This is a genomic window from Reella acinonychis (assembly GCF_052828705.1).
The window spans coordinates 868,521-885,412 of sequence record NZ_CM128256.1; the positions used below are offsets into that span (position 1 = coordinate 868,521).

A 16,892-nucleotide genomic window follows, 5' to 3' on the forward strand; every position below is an offset into this window, starting at 1 on the left:
AATGATTACCTTTGGTCATGATTGTCCATATTGTGGAAAGAAAAATGTTGCCTTTGAGGTGAATGATTTTTCAAGACGACAAAGAATACAAAGTGATCAGGATGTTTTTGCTATCCTTGGTACTTGTAATAATTGTGGTGGTGGCGTGGTGACAAATGTGTTAGTGTCGAATATGATGCGTAACCTAGGACTTGATCCCTCACAATCTGCGCATACTCATCATCTCATAGAAACGCACGCCAAACATAAATATACTTTGGAGGAGATTTTCCCCAATCAGAATTTTGTTTTTTACCCTCTTCCGCCTAAACCTGATATTCCTGAATATTTACCTTCTGATTTAGAAGAGGCTTTTTTAGAAGCGGAAGATTTGTTTTGTTTAGTGGAAGGAAATAAGTTTTTAAAACAAGCTGGCAGCTCTTATCGCGCAGTTATTGAGCTTGCTTTATCTAAATTAGATAACAATCCTACGGATAGAAATTTAAATCAGAGAATTAATCAATTAGCGGATAGAGGAAAATTATCACCAAGTATGAAAGATTTTGCACATCGCATTCGTACTCTAGGGAATGGCGCATCGCACGCATTGCTTGAATTTTCCAAGCAAGATTTAGATGATATTCGTTTATTCACTAGGTTATTCTTGATTTATGCGTTCACGCTACCTGCCATGATCCCTAAAAAAGTTCAATCTTCTGTGTAAAAAAAGCCCTCAAACGAGGGCAACCTAACTAAAAGGAGAACTATGTCATTAAGTTGATATTTAACCTTACACAACCATTAAGGAACCATTTAGAACTGCACTCGTCTTGATTAACGGAGCGGAAAAACAAAATGTCAAGATTGGTTTGAGTGCAGTTTTAAATAGTGCGTGTCTGCCCACGCCGTCGCCCGCCCTGCTTTTGCCTTTCAGTCGGGTGCTGCTTGTATCTTTTAACGGGCTTAATTTTGAGCTCGTTAGCGCCCTCAATTTTGAGGGCGCCAAGATTGCTTAGGACTAGTACCAGTGTTGCCTTTTCAGCTCTCCACACCTTGCGAGTGTGTTGCCTATGCTCTTACTCCCTCTATTGAGTAATTCGCCTAAGTTTACTTATCAGGGTCTAACCAACCTTGCCGAGTTTTCAAGTTTTACTTGATAACTGCTCGAGGTTGTTAATACCATCCGCACAAGCACCAAATTTTTAAAGAACAATCAGGTTAAAAACCTTTATTCAAGCCCTCCGCAAAGGGCTTAGTAAAGATTCTATAAAGAGCGTTTTACGAAAGATTTAAACGCCTTAAGTTTGTTGGTGAAAAGACGAACTACAGCATCAAAAACTGCTTTTTCTTCTTCTACAGCCCCTCTCTCAAGGGTTTTTAGTGTTTTCTCTAAGAAATCAACCATTTCTTGATTCTCTGCTTTTCTTGCGATATTAACTGCCGCGTCTCTCACTCTAAATTCATGAAGTAGTTCTTCCATTTCAGCAAGTGTTAATGCGTTCATTTTTGTTTCTCCGCTGCATTCAAGCCCTCCGTAAAGGGCTTAGTAAAGATTCTTAAGCTAAATTCGCTGCCATTTTTTCTGCGGCTTCTTCTACAATTTCCATAATCATTTCGTGGAAGAACGGTAAATCTTCAAAAAGCTTTTTAATTTGCTCAAATGGCTTACCTGTCGTTTCAGCATATTCCGCAAGGGTGATGTCAATAAAGGCAGCTTTTAATTCTTGTACGTTGTTGATGTTCATTTTTGTTTCTCCGTTGTTTTGTTTTGTTGGAACTATTATCACGAATTGTGTTTATATTGTCAATAACAAAATGTGATATTTTTATAAAAATATTTCAATTTGTGATTATTTTATTGATTTTAAACAGAAAAAATTTTTAATTATTTTTGATTAATTGCTGATTTTGTGAGCGAGATCACAAAAAAATTTTAGAAATGATGCGAAATTTAACGAAAACAAGCATAAATAAGGAAAAATATGGCGAAATTAACGAAAGGTGAGATTGAGCGCGATTTGATTGTGAGTTTATTTGTGGAGGCATTAGAGCAGTCGGATTTGCCTGAAGCGGAGGTGATGGCAAAGGTTAATGCTTTTTTAGCCTTGGATGTGGAAGCGCGTCGGCGTTTGGTGGTTTGTGGTTTGGTTTCGTTGGTTGGGGAGATTTAGGGAAAGAAAAACCGCCAAAGTGGGCGGTTTGGATATTAGTTTGTTGTTACTTCTATTTCATCGACGGAAGTAATGGTGGCATCACGAATTTTTTCATCAAGCACTTTCGCATTAATACTGAGCTTAACAGGTTTTCTGTCCCATTCTGCCTGCATTAACATTAGTTTATTTTTATTTCCTTCTAAGAGTTGCTCCTGAACGATGGCTTCAAAAACTTGATTTGTTTTGGTGTTACGAATTTTTACCTTAAATAAAGTCGGATCGGTGGTGTTCACTTGTTCAAGTCTGTATGTTCCATCCAATCTTATCTCAGTAGAACGGCGACGTGCTGTTTTTGTGAGTTCTGAACTTAATTCTTGATCTACTGTCGTATCACCAACTTCAACTTCATCAACACTTGCAAATGATTTGAATAAACTTGTTTTGGCATCATAGGCTTGGCGATCAACATTTTCAAGCACGGGGTGAGATTGTATAATTTGTGCCATAATTTCAGCACGTTGAGTTTCCTGAGCAGACATTGCTTCAAAGGTTTTTAAATGCTCTTTATCTGAGTCTTTTTTGATTTCTGCTAACCGTACTTCTTTACGATTGTTTAAAAAACGTTTTACACCAGTTGTTGTTCCCCAAATAGCGAAGCTCCCAAGTGTAATTAATGCGAGTTCTGTACCATTCATTTTACTAGCTAATTGTCCTATTTGAGCCCAAAGACCATCAAAGCTGATATCAATAATAGATGAACCTTTTTCAACTTTAACTTGTAATTGCAACGCTTCTCGTTCTTCTTTTGAGAGCGACTTAGTTTCCACGTCCCCGTATTTTACTAGGCGATAGGTGCGATTGATGTAATTCTGCATTTCTACAAAGCCTTTCATTACATTAGGCGTTAGGCTTTGATCAAATTTTTCACCAACAAGACGAATCTTGAGTGGTGGTAGATCTTCCAGGTTAATTTTATCACTAATTTCACCTGTTTTAACATACTTTTCTAACAGAGAAAATAATTCATCTTCATTTGTAATTGTTAATGTTTCCATTCTTTTTCTCCTAATTCACCCAATAAAATTCAACTGCACTTTACAAACAACTCCTATGCTCAACTTTTTTCATCTTCAATCAATAATGGTTTATCTTTTAATGATTCAAGCGATTTTGATTTTAATAAGGATTGCATTTGTTGAATCGCAAGTCGATTTAACATAGCTAATCGTTCAGCTTGTGTAACACCTTGCTCGATCAATAAAGCATTTTGGCTTTCTAATGCCGCTAATACGGTAAGTTGTTCAATGGTGGCATAATCTCGAATATTCCCTTTTAAATCGGGATTTTGATCTCTCCATTGCTTCGCTGTTATACCAAACATTGCTTGATTAAGAATATCTGCTTCAGCAGAGTATACAAATATTGGCTGCTTGCTATTGAGTAGTCGCGGGATAAGATGAGCTTGAATAGCATCGGTATGAATTCGGTAGTTTGCCTTGCTCAAAATGCGTTTAACATTCCATTCTGTTTTGTTTTCTTGAGCTTCTTTTTGTTTAAGTCTCTGAAACTCTTTGATTAGATAGAGCTTAAATTCAGGGCTTAGCCAAGAACCAAATTCAAGTGCAATATCCTTGTGAGCATAGGTACCGCTACCATACCGTCCTGTTTTAGCAACCAATCCAATTGCGTTAGTTGCCGACCATTTTTTAACAGACATAACAAAACGGTTTAATCCAATGTTATTTTTAATTTGGTGTAATTCCACCAAATTAAAATTTGGATTGTTAATTTCTTCCCAAACTTGCAAAAATTCAATAGTATTTTTATTTTGTAGCCAGTTTTTGATGAGTTGATCACCGTCACCAAAGGCTTTGCACATATCCGTTAGGCTGATATAGTCTTCCCCATTGCGTTCTGTCACCCGAATTTCTGTCTCTTGTACAACCATTACATCATTTGGAACCATATTATCTCCCGTTTTATTTATGGCGATTTCACTCTATTTACCCAACAAAATTCAACCGCACTTTTACAAGCAACTCCTATGCTCAATCGCTTTGCCAATAAGTTTTACTTTGTGGGTTTTACTGCTTAATCTGCCGAAGTTATCGTTTAATGGCACAAGATTAAAGTGCGGTCTGCCGAACTCATCTATTTCGCCTGTTTCCTTGTATTGTTTAAAGGTTGCCTTACCGTCTTCATTGATTGCTGCCACGAAATCGCCGGGTTTAATGGCTAAATTTGGATCGATTAATACCATATCGCCCGATTTAAACCGCGGTAGCATGGAATCACCATCAAGGACTAAGAAAAATGCGCCATCGCTTGCTTTGACTTGTGATGAAATCATATCGTACTGTTCATCACTATCGATATGGTTAAGTAAGTTGACTTCGGTAAAGTAACCCGCTTGTACAGGGCTAAGTAGAGGGTAGTGGAATGATTTAATAATTTGAGCTGGTTTTGCGTTGCTAAAAGCTAATTCAGCAGCGTCAATACCTAACACTTGAGCTATAACCTCAATATCTTCCAAACTTGGCTCTCTTGCACTTGTCTCGTAATTAGCAATTCTTGATTGCCCCCAAGTTTTTGTCCTTTTATCAATCCGTCCACACAACTCTGCAAATTCTTTTTGGTTTACACCCATTTTATTTCTAAATTCTTTAATTCTTTGTCCTAATGTCGCCATTTTTCACCTCTCTATATACATTTTAATAATATCACGTAACGTTATATTTAAAAAATTTCAATTTGTGATTGATTGTTATCACTTGTTGTGATTTAATGTGTTTATCTTTAAACACAAAAAGGGATATTTATGAACAATCTTGCAAAAGCAAGAGAAGAAATTGGTATCACTCAATCTGAGTTAGGTCGTCAAGTTGGATTTCGTCAGAGCCGAATTGCGAACTATGAATTAAACACTCGCAAACCATCACTTGATGACGCTAGACGTATTGTGAAAGCACTTAATGATTTAGGTTCCAAAGTTTCTCTTGATGAAGTTTTCCCTGTTGAAAACTAACTTACCCCAAGGTAGATGCAATGGCACGCAATAACACAGCAAAAGAAATGAACGCCCTTGATATTGAAAGCGAAATATTGAGAGCGATTGATTTAAAAGATCTTGATGATATTGGCGAGGTGGTGGGCGTTTGTGGTTCCGCTATTTCAAAATGGAAAGGCGATCAAAAAATCACAAAATTTAGCCGATTACTTTATGCGATTGGGTTAAAGGTTGTGCCACAAGAACATATTTTTGTGGATATGGAACATCTTGATACGGTGTTCGACCTTGCAGCGAAAGGGTTAAACGCAGAGAAAGAGCGAATTTTAAACAAATAAAAAGCCACCGTTGGAGCGAGATTAAATGAGTTTATGGCAACGAATTAAAAATGCGATCGAAGTCGCTGATTTTAAACATACTTCGCCATTTACAAATGCCACATTGAAAAGGGAAGTGCGAAACACTGCCGCCAGCAACAGTAAAACAGTTGGGGCAATACACCGCTTTGATGTAGCCGCTGGTGGTTTTTTTAAACGCCGCACCTTGCTCAAGGACAAATTGTTCCGCTGTTCGATAAGTCGCTATTTCATTCTCAAGTTCGGTGCATTTTGTTTTTGTGTCGGTCAGTTCTTTTTGAGCCGTTTCGTAGGCGTATCGGAGTATTTCGATCTGATCCTTGAGCAAAGCAACCCTCTCACTCAAAACGGTGTTACTTTCGATGCCAGAGAGCAAATCAAGAGTGGTTTTAGCAGAGGTGAAGATTGCGGAAATGTCCATAACGAACCTATTGATATCAATAAGAGTTCAGATTTTAAACAAGTTAGAAAATTTAAGCAATAAAAAACCACCGCGGCAACGGTGGCTAGTTACAAACTCATAAGGAGTTATCTACATGAATCAATTATCTACTATTACAGAGCAAAAATCAACTATCACAATGAGCAGTCGAGAGATTGCGGAATTAATAGGTAAAAATCATAGTGATTTATATCGCTCTATTGAGAGATTAATAGCAAAACAAGTTATTAAGGGGTATCAGCCAATGGCTTACACCCACCCTCAAAATAAACAAACTTATTATGAATATCTTTTAGATAAAAGAGACAGTTTGATTGTTGTTGCTCAAAATTGCCCTGAATTTACTGCTGCAATAGTTGACCGTTGGCAAGAGTTGGAAAATCAACAAAAAACAACCGCACTTTTGCCTCAAAACTATCTTCAAGCACTTGAGGCGTTAGTGGAGAGTGAGAAACAAAAGCAAGCTTTAGCGTTGGAAAATTTAGCAATGAAACCAAAAGCTGATTTTGTCGATCACTATGTTGAAGTCGGCACAACAAAATCATTTCGTGAGGTGGCTAAGATTTTGAAAATGCCAGAAAGAGCGATGATTAACCGTTTGATTGAAGATAAGTTTTTATATCGTCAATCAGGCAATTTGCTGCCTTATCAATCTATTCAATCTAAGGATTTATTTTCAGTCAAAACAGGCACCGCAGAACACGGTCACAATTTCACGCAAACAAGAGTGACAAGCAAAGGTGTTGAATTTATTGCGTCACGTTACGCTTCGGAGTTAATGCAATGAGTAAATTTATTCCTAATTCGTTTCAAGTGCCAAATGCGGTGATTGACGAATTAATGTCACAAATGAGCTGCGCTGAATTAAAGTGCTACCTTGCCATTGTGCGTAAAACCAAAGGCTGGGGGAAGGAAGAGGACGCTATTTCTATTACTCAATTAATGAAAGTGACAGGGTTAAGCAATCGTGCAGTTATTAATGCTTGTGTCAGTTTAGCTGAGAGAGGGTTGGTAAACCAAAAAACAGGCGAAAGAAATATAAAGATTTTTTCAGTCAACTTGGATATTGATTTCACTCGTGAAAAAAGTTCACGGGTAACTAGTGAAAAAACTTCACTAGTGAACAAAACGACTAGTGAAAAAACTTCACTAGTGACTAGTGAAAAAAGTTCACACACAAAAAACAATATTAAAAACAATATATCTAAAAAAGAATTACCTAACGGTAATTCCAAAAAAACACCTCCAAAATCGACCGCACTTGAACTGCTAAACGAGTTTGGTATTACAGGTCAGCTGGCTGAAGATTTTATCGGTCAGCGAAAATCCAAGCGAGCAGTAATCACTCGCACCATGCTGGAACGCTTGCAAATTCAAGCTGATTTAGCCAAATTGCCACTTCAGGAGGTGGTGGCGATTATGATTGATCGAAACTGGCAAGGCTTTAAGGCGAGTTGGGAATGGCAAAGTGATTCTCCTAAACCTCAAAAACGTGGCGATAACATGCAAGCGGAATGGAATACCCCTGAAGCGTGGAGAGATGTGTTATGACGGCGCTAAATGTTCAATCAAGCGGTTCTGTATCAAAAATCACCGAGCAAGGTAAATTACCAAGCGATATTGAGTATCTTGTCAATCGTATTTTTGAACAGCTTTTAGCAAGCTGCCCTAGCATCCAATATTGGACTGCTCAACAAATCGCAACAGCTAAGCAACAATGGGTTTTAGCTTTTGCTGAAAATGGCATTAGAACCATTGATCAAGTGCGTCTTGGCATGAAAGCGTTAAGAACCAAGGAGGATGATTTTGTACCTAGTATTGGCAAGTTTATTAGCTGGTGTAATAGCGGAAATGAGTACGCAAGCTTGGGACTACCCACCGCGGAGGAATTACTAAAAATATATCAAAAATATCAAGGTTGCGTTTGCGAATATCCAGAGGAATATCCTTGGAAAAATGCAATGGAGTATCACTTGGTTATGCAACTTCATCGGGCGATTTTTAATGACAACTTAAACACAGAAAAAACGCTCATTAAGGCAAAAAGCTTGATTAGTGATATGGCTAACTATTTACAGAATGGTGGGGTAGTCGCTCAACCTAAAACGGTCAGAATTGAAAATAAAAAACAAGAAAAACTCACACCAGAGCAAACAGCGGAAAGAATTAAACAGTTAAAAAGAATTTTGAGGGGTTATGAGTAATTTATTCGACAAAGACAGCTACCGCACACCGCGTTATGTTTTTAATTGGTTAGAACATCGTTTTGCGTGGTTTCATTTTGACGGATGCGCCAGTAAATCTAACTCACTTTGTGAACGTTGGATTGGTACAGGAAGTGAATTTGCTGAAGATTTTCTGGCAGAAAACCTAAGCGATAAATTAAGTGAGCATTGGAATATTAAATCATTCAGAATTTTCGTTAATCCACCATACAGCAACCCATTACCATTTGTGCAACGTGCTGCGACGTTAATGCGCGAAGGGCATCTAGTTGTGATGTTGTTGCCAGCGGACAAATCAACCAAATGGTACAAAGTCATCCAAGATAACGCAACAGAGGTTATCGATATTATTGGTGGTCGCATTAATTTTCTGCACCCTGAAACAGGGGAAGAAGTAAAAGGTAACAATAAAGGCTCAATGGTGGCAGTGTTCGATCCGTTTATGCAAGGGTTTGTTACTCGTCAAGTGAGCTTGGATTTTATTAAAAAAGGGGGAAATGAATGACCTACGACCCAACCAAATTCAAATGCCCTAAATGCGGTGCGGAATTATCTGACTGTTGGGACGGTGAGCCAATAAGCGCGTTTGTGGGCGAATGGAGTGAAGATCGTTTTCGTTGTGCGGGTAAATTAGTGATTCAAGACAATAAACTTTCGCCTTTCTCTCGCACAAAATCTTGTGGTTATTTTGGTTTAGAGGATTTTGGTGTGGAGTATCGGGAAGATGAGTAATTTCCAAGAACACAACAACCGCAAGAAAGCGAACCAATTCGCCGAATATATCACAGGAGAACCGCTCCGTCGTTATGTTGCGGAGAAAGTGAAGCAATACGTAGGCGATAACGTGAGTGTGTTCGATGGTGCAGCAGGTAGCGGTCAGTTGGAGCAGTTTATTCAGCCAAGCCAATTTATAGCGGTGGAGATTCAGTCGGAAAGCTGTGTGGCATTGGCAATAAATTACCCTTTCGCAGAAATCCACAATCAGAGTTTTTTTCTGTATGAGAGCGAACCCAAATGTGATTGCGTGGTGATGAACCCGCCCTTTTCGATGAAGTTTAAGGAATTGAGCGAGACGGAACAGCAGGCTATTCAAACAGAATTTCCATGGAAAAAATCAGGTGTTGTTGATGATGTTTTTACACTTAAAGGTTTGAATAATGCGAACCGTTGGGGATTTTTTATTCTGTTTCCTGGTGTTGGTTATCGCAACACAGAAAAACAATTTAGAGCTTTAATTGGTAATCAGTTAGTGGAACTTAATCGCGTTCAAAACGCATTTGAAGATACGCAAATTGAAGTGTTGTTTTTAGTGGTGGATAAGCAAAAAACCACGTCAGACTGTGTGCGTGAGTTGTTTGATTGTAAAACCAATCAGCTTGTTGTGCGTGATGAATGGCAAATTGATGTGGAGCGCTGGGAAACTGCTCAACTCCCACCTCCACCAAAAGAAGAAGTAGATTTCCTACAATTAGAGCGAGATTGTCAGGTTCAAATTAAACAAAACATTCTACAAAGCGTGAAAGTAAGCAAAATTTGGGTGGAATTAGGAATATATTCAACGAATGAATTTAACGCCTTTTGTGATGATGTATGTGTTGCAATTCAAGGGGAGAAGATTGAAACACCAATTCTTCCTACGTACTGAGCAAATCAAGGCGAATTGCCAAGCGGTGATTGCTGAATTACCAACGGATGAAAAGAAACCGCTTGTGGTGCGCATAGAGCCGTTAAAACATTCAGTCGAACAAAATGCCAAGCTTCACGCAATGCTGACAGATATCGCCAACCAGTGTGAATTTCAGGGGCAAAAACGAGACGTAGATACATGGAAAGCTATTTTTGTGTCCGCTCATAAAATTGCGACAGGCGGTAAGGCAGAAATGACAATCGGGCTTGAAGGTGAAGTGATTAATTTGCGAGAAAGCACTGCACAAATGAGCGTGGCGAGATTGGCGAGTTTAATTGAATATATTACCTATTGGGGTGTTTCTAATGGCGTGCATTTTAACGATAAATGGGGATTTTGGGGACGCTAGTATGAACTGGGGATTAATTTTTACTTTACTTGCTACGCTTTCATTTTGGGCGGTATTTGGTTTTATTTTGTGGTGTTTGTGGTAATAAAAACCGCACCTAAAAAGTGCGGTCTATTTTGGGGGAGTTTTACGCAGTAAGACGTTTTACGACACGTTGCCAGTTTAAACGTTCGGATTGTAAGAAAGGCTCAGCAAAACGCTGAATGACGGTCAATGTGTCTCTATTGTGTCGTTTATATTCGTGGTAATGACTATATACCGTTGATGAATATCTTGATTCAATAGCTTTAAGTGGGTTGATAAGCTCACCTAATAAGTCATTCATTTGGCGGTGTGAAAACCATAACCAAGCTAGTTGTTCTAGCTCGAACTCAGTTAATTCGAAATGGTAGCGTTTTTCAGGTTTTGGTGTTGGTAATGTAGATTGTTTAATTTCTTTATCGAGAATATCCAACACCCATTTGCGAAATTCTTTGGCGACTTTTGTGCGAGAGAACATTGCGATTAAGTGAGCACCGCGCAGGCTGAAAATACGGACGGTTGTTTCAAGATTTCCCGATAACCTCATTTTGAGGGTGTCGGTCATATCGGCAGTAAATTCATCTGCATTACGCTCATAAATTTGTGCGATCTTGTCAGATCTTGAATAACCGAGAGCAACAGCTAAATCAGTTGATGTAAAGAAAATTTGGTTATTGTGTGGAACGACAGTAAGAGTGGTGTTCTGAAAAGTTAAATTTGACATAGTTAGATTTCCTTTTGATAGAAATTCCCTAATTTTGAGTTAGGGCGATCGAGAGCTCAAAACTAGTCTAACTCTAGCGGACTTATTCCCTTGCGGTATTGTATTAGTCACACTCTCGATCATTGAAAAAATATTGAAAATTGCACCGCACTTTTAATCAATTTAATAATGGCAGTTAAACTGACTAAATTTTAGGTACAAAAAAATCACACATTCGGGGTGAAAACCTAGTTAGAAAATGGCTTTTGAGACCACTGGGGATATCCTACGCTTAACATTAATAAAAATCAAGAGGTGTAAATGGCTAAAATTGATTTACGCAAAAAAGCGAAAGGCAGAGAGTGCCAAGTTCGGTTGGTAGGTATTTGTAATCACAATCCTGAAACAACGGTATTAGCACACTATCGTATGGCTGGGTTAAATGGTATTGGTCAAAAGCCTGATGATGTTTTCGGCGCTTTCTGCTGTCTGACTTGCCATAACGCAATAGATGGTCGCGTAAGAACGAGTTACACGCGCGAAGAATTAAGATTGGCTCACGCGGAGGGAGTGTTCCGTACACAAGCTATTTTACGCCAAGAAGGTAAGTTATGACCGCAAATGAAATTACTTTAATGTTGCCCTATCCTCCAAGCGTAAACACTTATTGGCGACACGCAAGAGGACGACACTATATTTCAGAAAAAGGGAAAGCTTATCAAAGCCAAGTGTTTTTAACTTGCTTAGGTTATTTGCCATTCAAAAAACCAGTATCAATTGATGTTGAGGTGTGGTTACCAGATAAACGCAAGCGTGATTTAGACAACTTATGGAAAGTGCTGCTAGATAGTTTAGTCAACGCCAAAATTGTAGATGATGACTGTTGGCAAATGATACCTAAACAATCCATTACAGCAATGGGTGTGGTAAAAGACGGAAAGTTAGTTGTGCGGTTAAGGGAGTGTAAGGAGGAGTAATGCAGCATATAGATCGGGTTTTGATTGCATGGGGTCGCTTTGCGAATAGTCGTATAGGAACGGAATATCCCTACATCGCAGCAGGTATGCGGATGGCGATAGAGCATGATTGCAGTCATCATATCTTCAGTCTTACTGATGATACTTGTATTTTAATCGGCGAGCAGATTTTGCGATTAAGAGAAAAGTCTGATTTACGCTATGAAATTATTATGGCGAAATATGCGTATCGTTTACCTGATGAAGATATTTGGCGAGTGTTGAATATGAGTAAAACATCTTATTTCAAAGAATTAGCAAAAGCCAAAAGTTATGTCGAGGGAGCGATTGAAGGGGCGGAGATTATGGCGTATTTCTATGCTTAATCTCCGCTGGTTTTAGCTTTGTTGTTTAAGTAAGGCAATTGCTTGTTCTAGCACTTTGCCTTTTGAGATACCAAGTTTAACAGCAAGCTCATCAATATCTTGTGAAACGGATTGATGGATTTTAAAGGCTTTTGTTACAATGCCTCGTTTCGCCTCACTGCGTGCATTAATTTCAGTTCTTGACAATGCCATGGGAAACTCCTATTATTGTGAAGTACTGGGGAGTTGGCGCTCCCCAGTTTATCGTAACTATTAATAAATTGGGAAACTTAGTAATAGTAAAACTACGATAAGGAAAATTTTAACTAACATACGATTTTCCTACTTCAAACGTGAGGATTAAGCCTCACACTCACTTTCAAGCTATCTCCTTGAAAGTGGTTATATTATATTGTATGTTTACATACAGTGCAAGCATAATCTTTCGAAAGCCTATAATTTTTTATAGGCTTTTTGCTTTTTATCAAAAAATTACTTGCTTAGTACGCACTAAAAGTGTAGTATTTATGGTATCTTGCAATAAGTTGCAAACAAATTTCCATAACCCTGATCGGAAACGGTCGGGGTTTTTTATTATCTAGTGACAAAGGATATGTTATGCCTGATAAATCCCCTGATATATGGGCGGCAATATGGACTTGGCTGTCCTTAAATTTTTCAAATCATCCATTAAGCGGCGCATTTGCCGCTTTTTTTATGAGCGTAATTCGCGTTTGTTATTTGCGTAAAAATCAGAATTTTTGTCATACCGTTTTTGATGGATTAATTTGTGGCGCATTAGCTCATTCAACCATTCCTATTATTGGTAAATTAGCGGTAGCTTGGACACCATTAGAAAATCCAAGTGATGTTGCGTTATTTGTGGGTATTGCAATTGGTTATATAGGTACGGATGAGATCCGCAAATATATGTTTAAGTTTTTGCATAATCAGGTAAACAAAGGTGCTGCAAATGATGAGAACAAGTATTAATGGCGAAGCGTTTATTATAAAAGAAGAAGGGGAGCGATTAACCTCTTATCGTTGTTCTGCTAACGTTTGGACTATTGGCGTAGGTCATACAGGCTTTGTTGATGATCAGCCAATTACGCGAGGTATGACTATCAGTAAGACCAAGTCGCGCGAATTATTAAGAGCGGATTTAAGACGTTTTGAAAATGCTATCAATGAATGTGTTTTAGTTTCGCTATCACAACATCAGTTTGATGCATTAGTTAGCCTGACATTTAATATTGGCGAAGGTGCTTTTAGACGTTCAACTCTGGTGAAGTTACTTAATAATGGAGATTATAAAGGTGCTGCAAATCAGTTTTTGGCTTGGAAAAATGCTGGCGGTCGCCCGATTTTGCTTAAACGTCGTCAGCGTGAAAAGGCATTATTCGAAAATGGGTACGTTTAATTTTAGAAGTGCGGTCAAAATTGGCGCACTTTTTTTAATTTTGGGCTTGTGTGGTTGGATTTGGTACCAATCACAGAAAATCACTAGCCTAACAGCCGAAAACCAAACGCAAGCCCAAACCATTGAACAAATGAACAAAGTCAATGAACAATTGAACAATCAGCTTATTGTTGAACAACGAGCAGTTGAACAACAATACAAACTGGTTAATCAATTAAAAAGCCAAGCGGAGCGTAGTCGTGAACAAGTTAAAGTTATTCTACAAAAAGATCCGTGCGGCGTTACTGCTATGCCTAGTCCTGTTATTGACAGCATTAAGCGGTTGCACCACAAAAGCAAGGATTGAGTATAAATATTTATTTCCTCCGCAAGCATACCTCACGCCTTGCGAACGCACCGAATTTAACGGCACAACCTATGGTGATGCTATTGAGCATCTAATCAAAGTGATTAGTGAAAGGGATTTGTGTGCGAGTCAAATCGATAGCATTAGAGAGTGGCAAGCACAGATGCGTGAAAAATAATTTACAGATTTTTATCAAGATCTAACCCCTTGCAGTTAGCTGTTAGGGGTTTTTTATTGCCTGCAAGATAGAGATGTACACTCGACAAGCAATGTTTCCATCCTCACTCATTGCTTCTTGTAGGTTCTATTTTCGTGAGGAGTAACGAGGACATTATGCAAGCATTAAAAACTGACTTTTTAGGTCAAGAAATTACCTTAATTGATAACAACGGCGTGGCTTATGTCGCAATGCGTGAAGTTGTTGAAGGAATTGGACTAAACTGGGCAAGCCAATCTGTTAAACTTAATCAGAACTGCTCAAAATTTAACTGTTGCTATATCGCAACAGTTGCTGAAGATGGCAAAAATCGTGAAATGCTGTGTATGCCAATCAAGAAACTCAATGGCTGGCTGTTTTCAATCAACCCAAACAAGGTACGTTCCGATTTAAAAGAGCGGTTAGAAAACTATCAAGAAGAGTGCTTCTTGGCATTATGGGATTATTGGACAACGGGCATTGCTCGCCGCGATGAAGTGAAGCACAAAACCGAGCAATGGCTACTGAAAAAGCAAGAATATCAGATTCGTTCTAGCGAAAAAGGGCGAGCGTTGCAGGAATGTAAAGCGGAAAAGCGAAAGTTAGAACAAGAGTTCTGGCAAATTAAGCAAATGGAGCTGTTTGTTGAAATCTAAAGCGTGGCTATTTGTCACGTTTTTTTTGCAAAATCTCGGGGAACCCCCCTGTTGTAAAAACAAACCCCGAACACGGCGAATGTTTGGGTTTTTTTATATTTACAGTAAAGGATTAACCATAATGCCAAAGAAAGACGGGGTTAAATCCACGTCTAAGGGGCGTGGAAAAACCGAAAAAAAGAAAGTGGGGCGACCATCTTCCTATATGCAAGAAGTTGCAGATGATATTTGTATGCTGCTTGCTCAAGGGGAGAGTTTACGCAAGATTTGTGAACGACCAAGTATGCCTAATAAATCAACAGTTATTAGATGGTTGAAAGAAAATTCAGAATTTTGCGACCAATACGCGCGTGCGAGGGAAATGCAAGCGGATAGCCTACTTGATGAAATGTTAGATATTGCTGATTGTGCCACGCCTGAAGATGTACAGGTGGCGAAACTGAGAGTAGATAGCCGTAAATGGTATATCACTAAAGTGGCTCCGAAAAAATATGGTGATCGGGTTACGCAAGAAATCTCAGGCGTTAATGGTAGTGCGGTTAAGGTTGAAGTGAAAAAGGAACTCGATCTTTCGGTGTATTCAGATGATGAACTTAGATTTCTTAGAGAGCTTAAGCGAAAGCAGCTTGAGTAGCGAATTAGCACGGCGTAATTTGCTTGATTTTACCTTACATACCAAACCCGACTTTATCACAGGTTGGTTTAATAAAATCATCGCTCAAGAACTTCAACAGTTTTATCAAGATGTGGTGGACGGCAAGCAACCACGTTTAATGATTTTTGCACCACCGAGAAGCGGTAAAAGTGAACTATTTAGTCGCCGTTTTCCTGCGTGGGCATTTGGCAAAAATCCAGATTTGCAGATGATTGCCTGTTCTTATTCCGCAGATTTAGCCAGTCGAATGAACCGTGATGTGCAGCGGATAATGGACGATGAAAGCTACCACGAAATTTTCCCGCAATCTTCATTGAATAATAAACGGATCAGCACAGTGTCAGGTCAAGCCTTACGCAATAGCGAGATTTTTGAAATCTTGGGGTATAAAGGTGCATATCGTTCCGCTGGTGTCGGTGGTGGTATTACAGGAATGGGGGCGGATATTGCGATCATAGACGATCCCGTAAAAGACGCAAAAGAAGCCAGTTCTGAAACTGTACGTAATAGCGTTTGGGATTGGTACACCACCACACTATACACACGTTTATCGCCAAAAAGTGGTGTGTTATTAGGTATGACCCGTTGGCACGAAGATGATTTAGCTGGGCGATTACTTCAAGAGATGGAAAATGGCGGTGATCAATGGCGAGTAGTCTCGTTTCCTGCGATTGCTGAACAAGATGAAGAATATCGCAAGGAAGGTGAGCCATTACACCCTGAACGTTTTGACTTAGAACGATTGACTAAAATCAAAAATGCAGTGGGTTCACATACGTGGAATGCTTTATATCAGCAGAGACCATCAAGCAAAGATGGTGGAGTGTTTAAGCCTGCCAACATTCAGATTATTGAAACCCTGCCTGTCGGTAATATCAGCTGGATACGTGGTTGGGATTTGGGTGCGACGATTGGTGGTGATCCAACCGCAGGGGTAAAACTCGGCAAATGTGAAGATGGATCGCTGATTATCGCAGATTTAGCTCACGGCGATTTAGCACCTGATGAGCGAGATAAGCTGATTAAGCAGACGGCAGCACTTGACGGACGATTGGTTGAGATCAGCTTGCCGCAAGACCCTGGTCAAGCAGGTAAAACACAAGTGCTTTACCTTACTCGTATGTTGCAAGGTTACATTGTGCGTAGTAGTCCTGAAAGTGGCGACAAGGTAACAAGAGCTGAGCCATTTGCTGCACAGGTGAATGTTGGGAATGTGAAGATGGTTAAAGGGCATTGGAACAAAAAAATCATTGATGAAATGCAGATGTTCCCAAATGGCAATCATGATGATTGCATTGACGCTTGTTCTCGCGCTTATGGTGAGTTAATTGATTTGTTTGATGTGTACGGACGATTTACAACGCTAGGAGCGTAGA

The 16,892-nt window shown here is 39.2% G+C and carries 29 protein-coding genes; 22 read left to right on the plus strand and 7 right to left on the minus strand.

The window, feature by feature from the left end:
- The first annotated feature begins 1 nt into the window (after position 1).
- Positions 2-703: a DUF4145 domain-containing protein gene (locus ACUXZ4_RS04290; protein ID WP_464973807.1), complete on the plus strand. Its 702-nt coding sequence runs from the start codon at positions 2-4 to the stop codon at positions 701-703.
- Positions 704-1,243: 540 nt separating this feature from the next.
- Here the strand turns inward: ACUXZ4_RS04290 and ACUXZ4_RS04295 are convergent.
- Together ACUXZ4_RS04295 and ACUXZ4_RS04300 are read right to left on the minus strand one after the other, a co-directional pair.
- Complete coding sequence (locus tag ACUXZ4_RS04295) at positions 1,244-1,483, minus strand: hypothetical protein (RefSeq protein WP_464973808.1); 240 nt, start codon at positions 1,481-1,483, stop codon at positions 1,244-1,246.
- Between the two features lie 52 nt (positions 1,484-1,535).
- Positions 1,536-1,724: a hypothetical protein gene (locus ACUXZ4_RS04300; RefSeq protein ID WP_464973809.1), complete on the minus strand. Its 189-nt coding sequence runs from the start codon at positions 1,722-1,724 to the stop codon at positions 1,536-1,538.
- Positions 1,725-1,961: 237 nt separating this feature from the next.
- Here ACUXZ4_RS04300 and ACUXZ4_RS04305 point away from each other — a divergent pair, with 237 nt between their 5' ends.
- Positions 1,962-2,150: a hypothetical protein gene (locus tag ACUXZ4_RS04305; RefSeq protein WP_464973810.1), complete on the plus strand. Its 189-nt coding sequence runs from the start codon at positions 1,962-1,964 to the stop codon at positions 2,148-2,150.
- Positions 2,151-2,185: 35 nt separating this feature from the next.
- Here ACUXZ4_RS04305 and ACUXZ4_RS04310 read toward each other — a convergent pair whose 3' ends face one another.
- The 3 genes from ACUXZ4_RS04310 to ACUXZ4_RS04320 form a co-directional block, all read right to left on the minus strand.
- Complete coding sequence (locus ACUXZ4_RS04310) at positions 2,186-3,187, minus strand: hypothetical protein (RefSeq protein ID WP_464973811.1); 1,002 nt, start codon at positions 3,185-3,187, stop codon at positions 2,186-2,188.
- A gap of 59 nt (positions 3,188-3,246) precedes the next feature.
- Entirely contained in the window at positions 3,247-4,098 is an 852-nt protein-coding gene (locus ACUXZ4_RS04315; RefSeq protein WP_464973812.1) for a KilA-N domain-containing protein, read from the minus strand.
- Between the two features lie 63 nt (positions 4,099-4,161).
- Entirely contained in the window at positions 4,162-4,821 is a 660-nt protein-coding gene (locus ACUXZ4_RS04320; protein WP_464973813.1) for a helix-turn-helix domain-containing protein, read from the minus strand.
- Between the two features lie 129 nt (positions 4,822-4,950).
- Between ACUXZ4_RS04320 and ACUXZ4_RS04325 the strand changes: the two genes are divergently transcribed.
- From ACUXZ4_RS04325 to ACUXZ4_RS04370, 10 genes are read left to right on the plus strand one after another with little or no spacing between them, the layout of a single operon-like run.
- Entirely contained in the window at positions 4,951-5,157 is a 207-nt protein-coding gene (locus tag ACUXZ4_RS04325; protein WP_464973814.1) for a helix-turn-helix transcriptional regulator, read from the plus strand.
- Between the two features lie 20 nt (positions 5,158-5,177).
- Positions 5,178-5,477 carry a CII family transcriptional regulator gene (locus ACUXZ4_RS04330; RefSeq protein ID WP_464973815.1) on the plus strand — a complete coding sequence of 100 codons (300 nt, stop codon included), beginning with the start codon at positions 5,178-5,180 and terminating at the stop codon, positions 5,475-5,477.
- A 25-nt stretch (positions 5,478-5,502) separates the two neighbouring features.
- Entirely contained in the window at positions 5,503-5,979 is a 477-nt protein-coding gene (locus tag ACUXZ4_RS04335; protein WP_464973816.1) for a hypothetical protein, read from the plus strand.
- 52 nt (positions 5,980-6,031) lie between these two features.
- Positions 6,032-6,724, plus strand: coding sequence for a phage antirepressor KilAC domain-containing protein (locus ACUXZ4_RS04340; protein WP_464973817.1), 693 nt, complete (start codon positions 6,032-6,034; stop codon positions 6,722-6,724).
- A complete protein-coding gene (locus ACUXZ4_RS04345; protein ID WP_464973818.1) occupies positions 6,721-7,488 on the plus strand; it encodes a replication protein in 768 nt (255 codons plus the stop codon). The genes ACUXZ4_RS04340 and ACUXZ4_RS04345 overlap by 4 nt, the downstream gene beginning before the upstream one ends.
- Positions 7,485-8,141: a replication protein P gene (locus ACUXZ4_RS04350; protein ID WP_464973819.1), complete on the plus strand. Its 657-nt coding sequence runs from the start codon at positions 7,485-7,487 to the stop codon at positions 8,139-8,141. The genes ACUXZ4_RS04345 and ACUXZ4_RS04350 overlap by 4 nt, the downstream gene beginning before the upstream one ends.
- Entirely contained in the window at positions 8,134-8,667 is a 534-nt protein-coding gene (locus ACUXZ4_RS04355; RefSeq protein ID WP_464973820.1) for a phage N-6-adenine-methyltransferase, read from the plus strand. The genes ACUXZ4_RS04350 and ACUXZ4_RS04355 overlap by 8 nt, the downstream gene beginning before the upstream one ends.
- Positions 8,664-8,894 (plus strand): hypothetical protein, encoded by a 231-nt coding sequence (locus ACUXZ4_RS04360; RefSeq protein ID WP_464973821.1) that lies wholly within the window; start codon positions 8,664-8,666, stop codon positions 8,892-8,894. The genes ACUXZ4_RS04355 and ACUXZ4_RS04360 overlap by 4 nt, the downstream gene beginning before the upstream one ends.
- On the plus strand, positions 8,887-9,807 hold the full coding sequence (locus tag ACUXZ4_RS04365; protein ID WP_464973822.1) for an N-6 DNA methylase: 921 nt from the start codon (positions 8,887-8,889) through the stop codon (positions 9,805-9,807). The genes ACUXZ4_RS04360 and ACUXZ4_RS04365 overlap by 8 nt, the downstream gene beginning before the upstream one ends.
- Complete coding sequence (locus tag ACUXZ4_RS04370; RefSeq protein WP_464973990.1) at positions 9,749-10,198, plus strand: recombination protein NinB; 450 nt, start codon at positions 9,749-9,751, stop codon at positions 10,196-10,198. The genes ACUXZ4_RS04365 and ACUXZ4_RS04370 overlap by 59 nt, the downstream gene beginning before the upstream one ends.
- Before the next feature lie 127 nt (positions 10,199-10,325).
- Here ACUXZ4_RS04370 and ACUXZ4_RS04375 read toward each other — a convergent pair whose 3' ends face one another.
- The gene (locus ACUXZ4_RS04375; RefSeq protein WP_464973823.1) at positions 10,326-10,943 is read right to left on the minus strand and encodes a P22AR C-terminal domain-containing protein; all 618 of its coding nucleotides are present in this window, start codon (positions 10,941-10,943) and stop codon (positions 10,326-10,328) included.
- Between the two features lie 300 nt (positions 10,944-11,243).
- Between ACUXZ4_RS04375 and ACUXZ4_RS04380 the strand changes: the two genes are divergently transcribed.
- From ACUXZ4_RS04380 to ACUXZ4_RS04390, 3 genes are read left to right on the plus strand one after another with little or no spacing between them, the layout of a single operon-like run.
- On the plus strand, positions 11,244-11,537 hold the full coding sequence (locus ACUXZ4_RS04380) for a DUF1364 domain-containing protein (RefSeq protein WP_464973824.1): 294 nt from the start codon (positions 11,244-11,246) through the stop codon (positions 11,535-11,537).
- Entirely contained in the window at positions 11,534-11,899 is a 366-nt protein-coding gene (locus ACUXZ4_RS04385) for a RusA family crossover junction endodeoxyribonuclease (RefSeq protein ID WP_464973825.1), read from the plus strand. The genes ACUXZ4_RS04380 and ACUXZ4_RS04385 overlap by 4 nt, the downstream gene beginning before the upstream one ends.
- On the plus strand, positions 11,899-12,264 hold the full coding sequence (locus tag ACUXZ4_RS04390; protein WP_464973826.1) for an antiterminator Q family protein: 366 nt from the start codon (positions 11,899-11,901) through the stop codon (positions 12,262-12,264). Before ACUXZ4_RS04385 ends, ACUXZ4_RS04390 begins: the two co-directional genes overlap by 1 nt.
- A gap of 12 nt (positions 12,265-12,276) precedes the next feature.
- Here the strand turns inward: ACUXZ4_RS04390 and ACUXZ4_RS04395 are convergent, their stop codons facing one another.
- A complete protein-coding gene (locus ACUXZ4_RS04395) occupies positions 12,277-12,456 on the minus strand; it encodes a ribbon-helix-helix protein, CopG family (RefSeq protein ID WP_464973827.1) in 180 nt (59 codons plus the stop codon).
- A gap of 405 nt (positions 12,457-12,861) precedes the next feature.
- Between ACUXZ4_RS04395 and ACUXZ4_RS04400 the strand changes: the two genes are divergently transcribed.
- The 7 genes from ACUXZ4_RS04400 to terL all read left to right on the plus strand — a co-directional run bounded on the left by ACUXZ4_RS04400 (position 12,862) and on the right by terL (position 16,891).
- The gene (locus ACUXZ4_RS04400; RefSeq protein WP_464973828.1) at positions 12,862-13,236 is read left to right on the plus strand and encodes a phage holin, lambda family; all 375 of its coding nucleotides are present in this window, start codon (positions 12,862-12,864) and stop codon (positions 13,234-13,236) included.
- A complete protein-coding gene (locus ACUXZ4_RS04405; RefSeq protein WP_464973829.1) occupies positions 13,217-13,663 on the plus strand; it encodes a lysozyme in 447 nt (148 codons plus the stop codon). The genes ACUXZ4_RS04400 and ACUXZ4_RS04405 overlap by 20 nt, the downstream gene beginning before the upstream one ends.
- The gene (locus tag ACUXZ4_RS04410) at positions 13,650-14,009 is read left to right on the plus strand and encodes a DUF2570 family protein (RefSeq protein WP_464973830.1); all 360 of its coding nucleotides are present in this window, start codon (positions 13,650-13,652) and stop codon (positions 14,007-14,009) included. Before ACUXZ4_RS04405 ends, ACUXZ4_RS04410 begins: the two co-directional genes overlap by 14 nt.
- Positions 13,903-14,187, plus strand: coding sequence for an Rz1-like lysis system protein LysC (gene lysC / locus ACUXZ4_RS04415; protein ID WP_464973831.1), 285 nt, complete (start codon positions 13,903-13,905; stop codon positions 14,185-14,187). The genes ACUXZ4_RS04410 and lysC overlap by 107 nt, the downstream gene beginning before the upstream one ends.
- A 155-nt stretch (positions 14,188-14,342) precedes the next feature.
- The gene (locus ACUXZ4_RS04420; protein ID WP_464973832.1) at positions 14,343-14,861 is read left to right on the plus strand and encodes a phage antirepressor N-terminal domain-containing protein; all 519 of its coding nucleotides are present in this window, start codon (positions 14,343-14,345) and stop codon (positions 14,859-14,861) included.
- Positions 14,862-14,982: 121 nt separating this feature from the next.
- Entirely contained in the window at positions 14,983-15,495 is a 513-nt protein-coding gene (locus tag ACUXZ4_RS04425) for a terminase small subunit-like protein (RefSeq protein WP_464973833.1), read from the plus strand.
- Entirely contained in the window at positions 15,446-16,891 is a 1,446-nt protein-coding gene (gene terL / locus ACUXZ4_RS04430) for a phage terminase large subunit (RefSeq protein ID WP_464973834.1), read from the plus strand. Before ACUXZ4_RS04425 ends, terL begins: the two co-directional genes overlap by 50 nt.
- Position 16,892: the final 1 nt, after the last annotated feature.

Bases quoted from the DNA above. Each gene is read 5' to 3' on its own strand.
- ACUXZ4_RS04290 (WP_464973807.1), top strand. From the start codon at position 2: ATGATTACCTTTGGTCATGATTGTCCATATTGTGGAAAGAAAAATGTT.
- ACUXZ4_RS04295 (WP_464973808.1), bottom strand. From the start codon at position 1,483: ATGAACGCATTAACACTTGCTGAAATGGAAGAACTACTTCATGAATTT.
- ACUXZ4_RS04300 (WP_464973809.1), bottom strand. From the start codon at position 1,724: ATGAACATCAACAACGTACAAGAATTAAAAGCTGCCTTTATTGACATC.
- ACUXZ4_RS04305 (WP_464973810.1), top strand. From the start codon at position 1,962: ATGGCGAAATTAACGAAAGGTGAGATTGAGCGCGATTTGATTGTGAGT.
- ACUXZ4_RS04310 (WP_464973811.1), bottom strand. From the start codon at position 3,187: ATGGAAACATTAACAATTACAAATGAAGATGAATTATTTTCTCTGTTA.
- ACUXZ4_RS04315 (WP_464973812.1), bottom strand. From the start codon at position 4,098: ATGGTTCCAAATGATGTAATGGTTGTACAAGAGACAGAAATTCGGGTG.
- ACUXZ4_RS04320 (WP_464973813.1), bottom strand. From the start codon at position 4,821: ATGGCGACATTAGGACAAAGAATTAAAGAATTTAGAAATAAAATGGGT.
- ACUXZ4_RS04325 (WP_464973814.1), top strand. From the start codon at position 4,951: ATGAACAATCTTGCAAAAGCAAGAGAAGAAATTGGTATCACTCAATCT.
- ACUXZ4_RS04330 (WP_464973815.1), top strand. From the start codon at position 5,178: ATGGCACGCAATAACACAGCAAAAGAAATGAACGCCCTTGATATTGAA.
- ACUXZ4_RS04335 (WP_464973816.1), top strand. From the start codon at position 5,503: ATGAGTTTATGGCAACGAATTAAAAATGCGATCGAAGTCGCTGATTTT.
- ACUXZ4_RS04340 (WP_464973817.1), top strand. From the start codon at position 6,032: ATGAATCAATTATCTACTATTACAGAGCAAAAATCAACTATCACAATG.
- ACUXZ4_RS04345 (WP_464973818.1), top strand. From the start codon at position 6,721: ATGAGTAAATTTATTCCTAATTCGTTTCAAGTGCCAAATGCGGTGATT.
- ACUXZ4_RS04350 (WP_464973819.1), top strand. From the start codon at position 7,485: ATGACGGCGCTAAATGTTCAATCAAGCGGTTCTGTATCAAAAATCACC.
- ACUXZ4_RS04355 (WP_464973820.1), top strand. From the start codon at position 8,134: ATGAGTAATTTATTCGACAAAGACAGCTACCGCACACCGCGTTATGTT.
- ACUXZ4_RS04360 (WP_464973821.1), top strand. From the start codon at position 8,664: ATGACCTACGACCCAACCAAATTCAAATGCCCTAAATGCGGTGCGGAA.
- ACUXZ4_RS04365 (WP_464973822.1), top strand. From the start codon at position 8,887: ATGAGTAATTTCCAAGAACACAACAACCGCAAGAAAGCGAACCAATTC.
- ACUXZ4_RS04370 (WP_464973990.1), top strand. From the start codon at position 9,749: ATGTATGTGTTGCAATTCAAGGGGAGAAGATTGAAACACCAATTCTTC.
- ACUXZ4_RS04375 (WP_464973823.1), bottom strand. From the start codon at position 10,943: ATGTCAAATTTAACTTTTCAGAACACCACTCTTACTGTCGTTCCACAC.
- ACUXZ4_RS04380 (WP_464973824.1), top strand. From the start codon at position 11,244: ATGGCTAAAATTGATTTACGCAAAAAAGCGAAAGGCAGAGAGTGCCAA.
- ACUXZ4_RS04385 (WP_464973825.1), top strand. From the start codon at position 11,534: ATGACCGCAAATGAAATTACTTTAATGTTGCCCTATCCTCCAAGCGTA.
- ACUXZ4_RS04390 (WP_464973826.1), top strand. From the start codon at position 11,899: ATGCAGCATATAGATCGGGTTTTGATTGCATGGGGTCGCTTTGCGAAT.
- ACUXZ4_RS04395 (WP_464973827.1), bottom strand. From the start codon at position 12,456: ATGGCATTGTCAAGAACTGAAATTAATGCACGCAGTGAGGCGAAACGA.
- ACUXZ4_RS04400 (WP_464973828.1), top strand. From the start codon at position 12,862: ATGCCTGATAAATCCCCTGATATATGGGCGGCAATATGGACTTGGCTG.
- ACUXZ4_RS04405 (WP_464973829.1), top strand. From the start codon at position 13,217: ATGATGAGAACAAGTATTAATGGCGAAGCGTTTATTATAAAAGAAGAA.
- ACUXZ4_RS04410 (WP_464973830.1), top strand. From the start codon at position 13,650: ATGGGTACGTTTAATTTTAGAAGTGCGGTCAAAATTGGCGCACTTTTT.
- ACUXZ4_RS04420 (WP_464973832.1), top strand. From the start codon at position 14,343: ATGCAAGCATTAAAAACTGACTTTTTAGGTCAAGAAATTACCTTAATT.
- ACUXZ4_RS04425 (WP_464973833.1), top strand. From the start codon at position 14,983: ATGCCAAAGAAAGACGGGGTTAAATCCACGTCTAAGGGGCGTGGAAAA.
- terL (WP_464973834.1), top strand. From the start codon at position 15,446: ATGATGAACTTAGATTTCTTAGAGAGCTTAAGCGAAAGCAGCTTGAGT.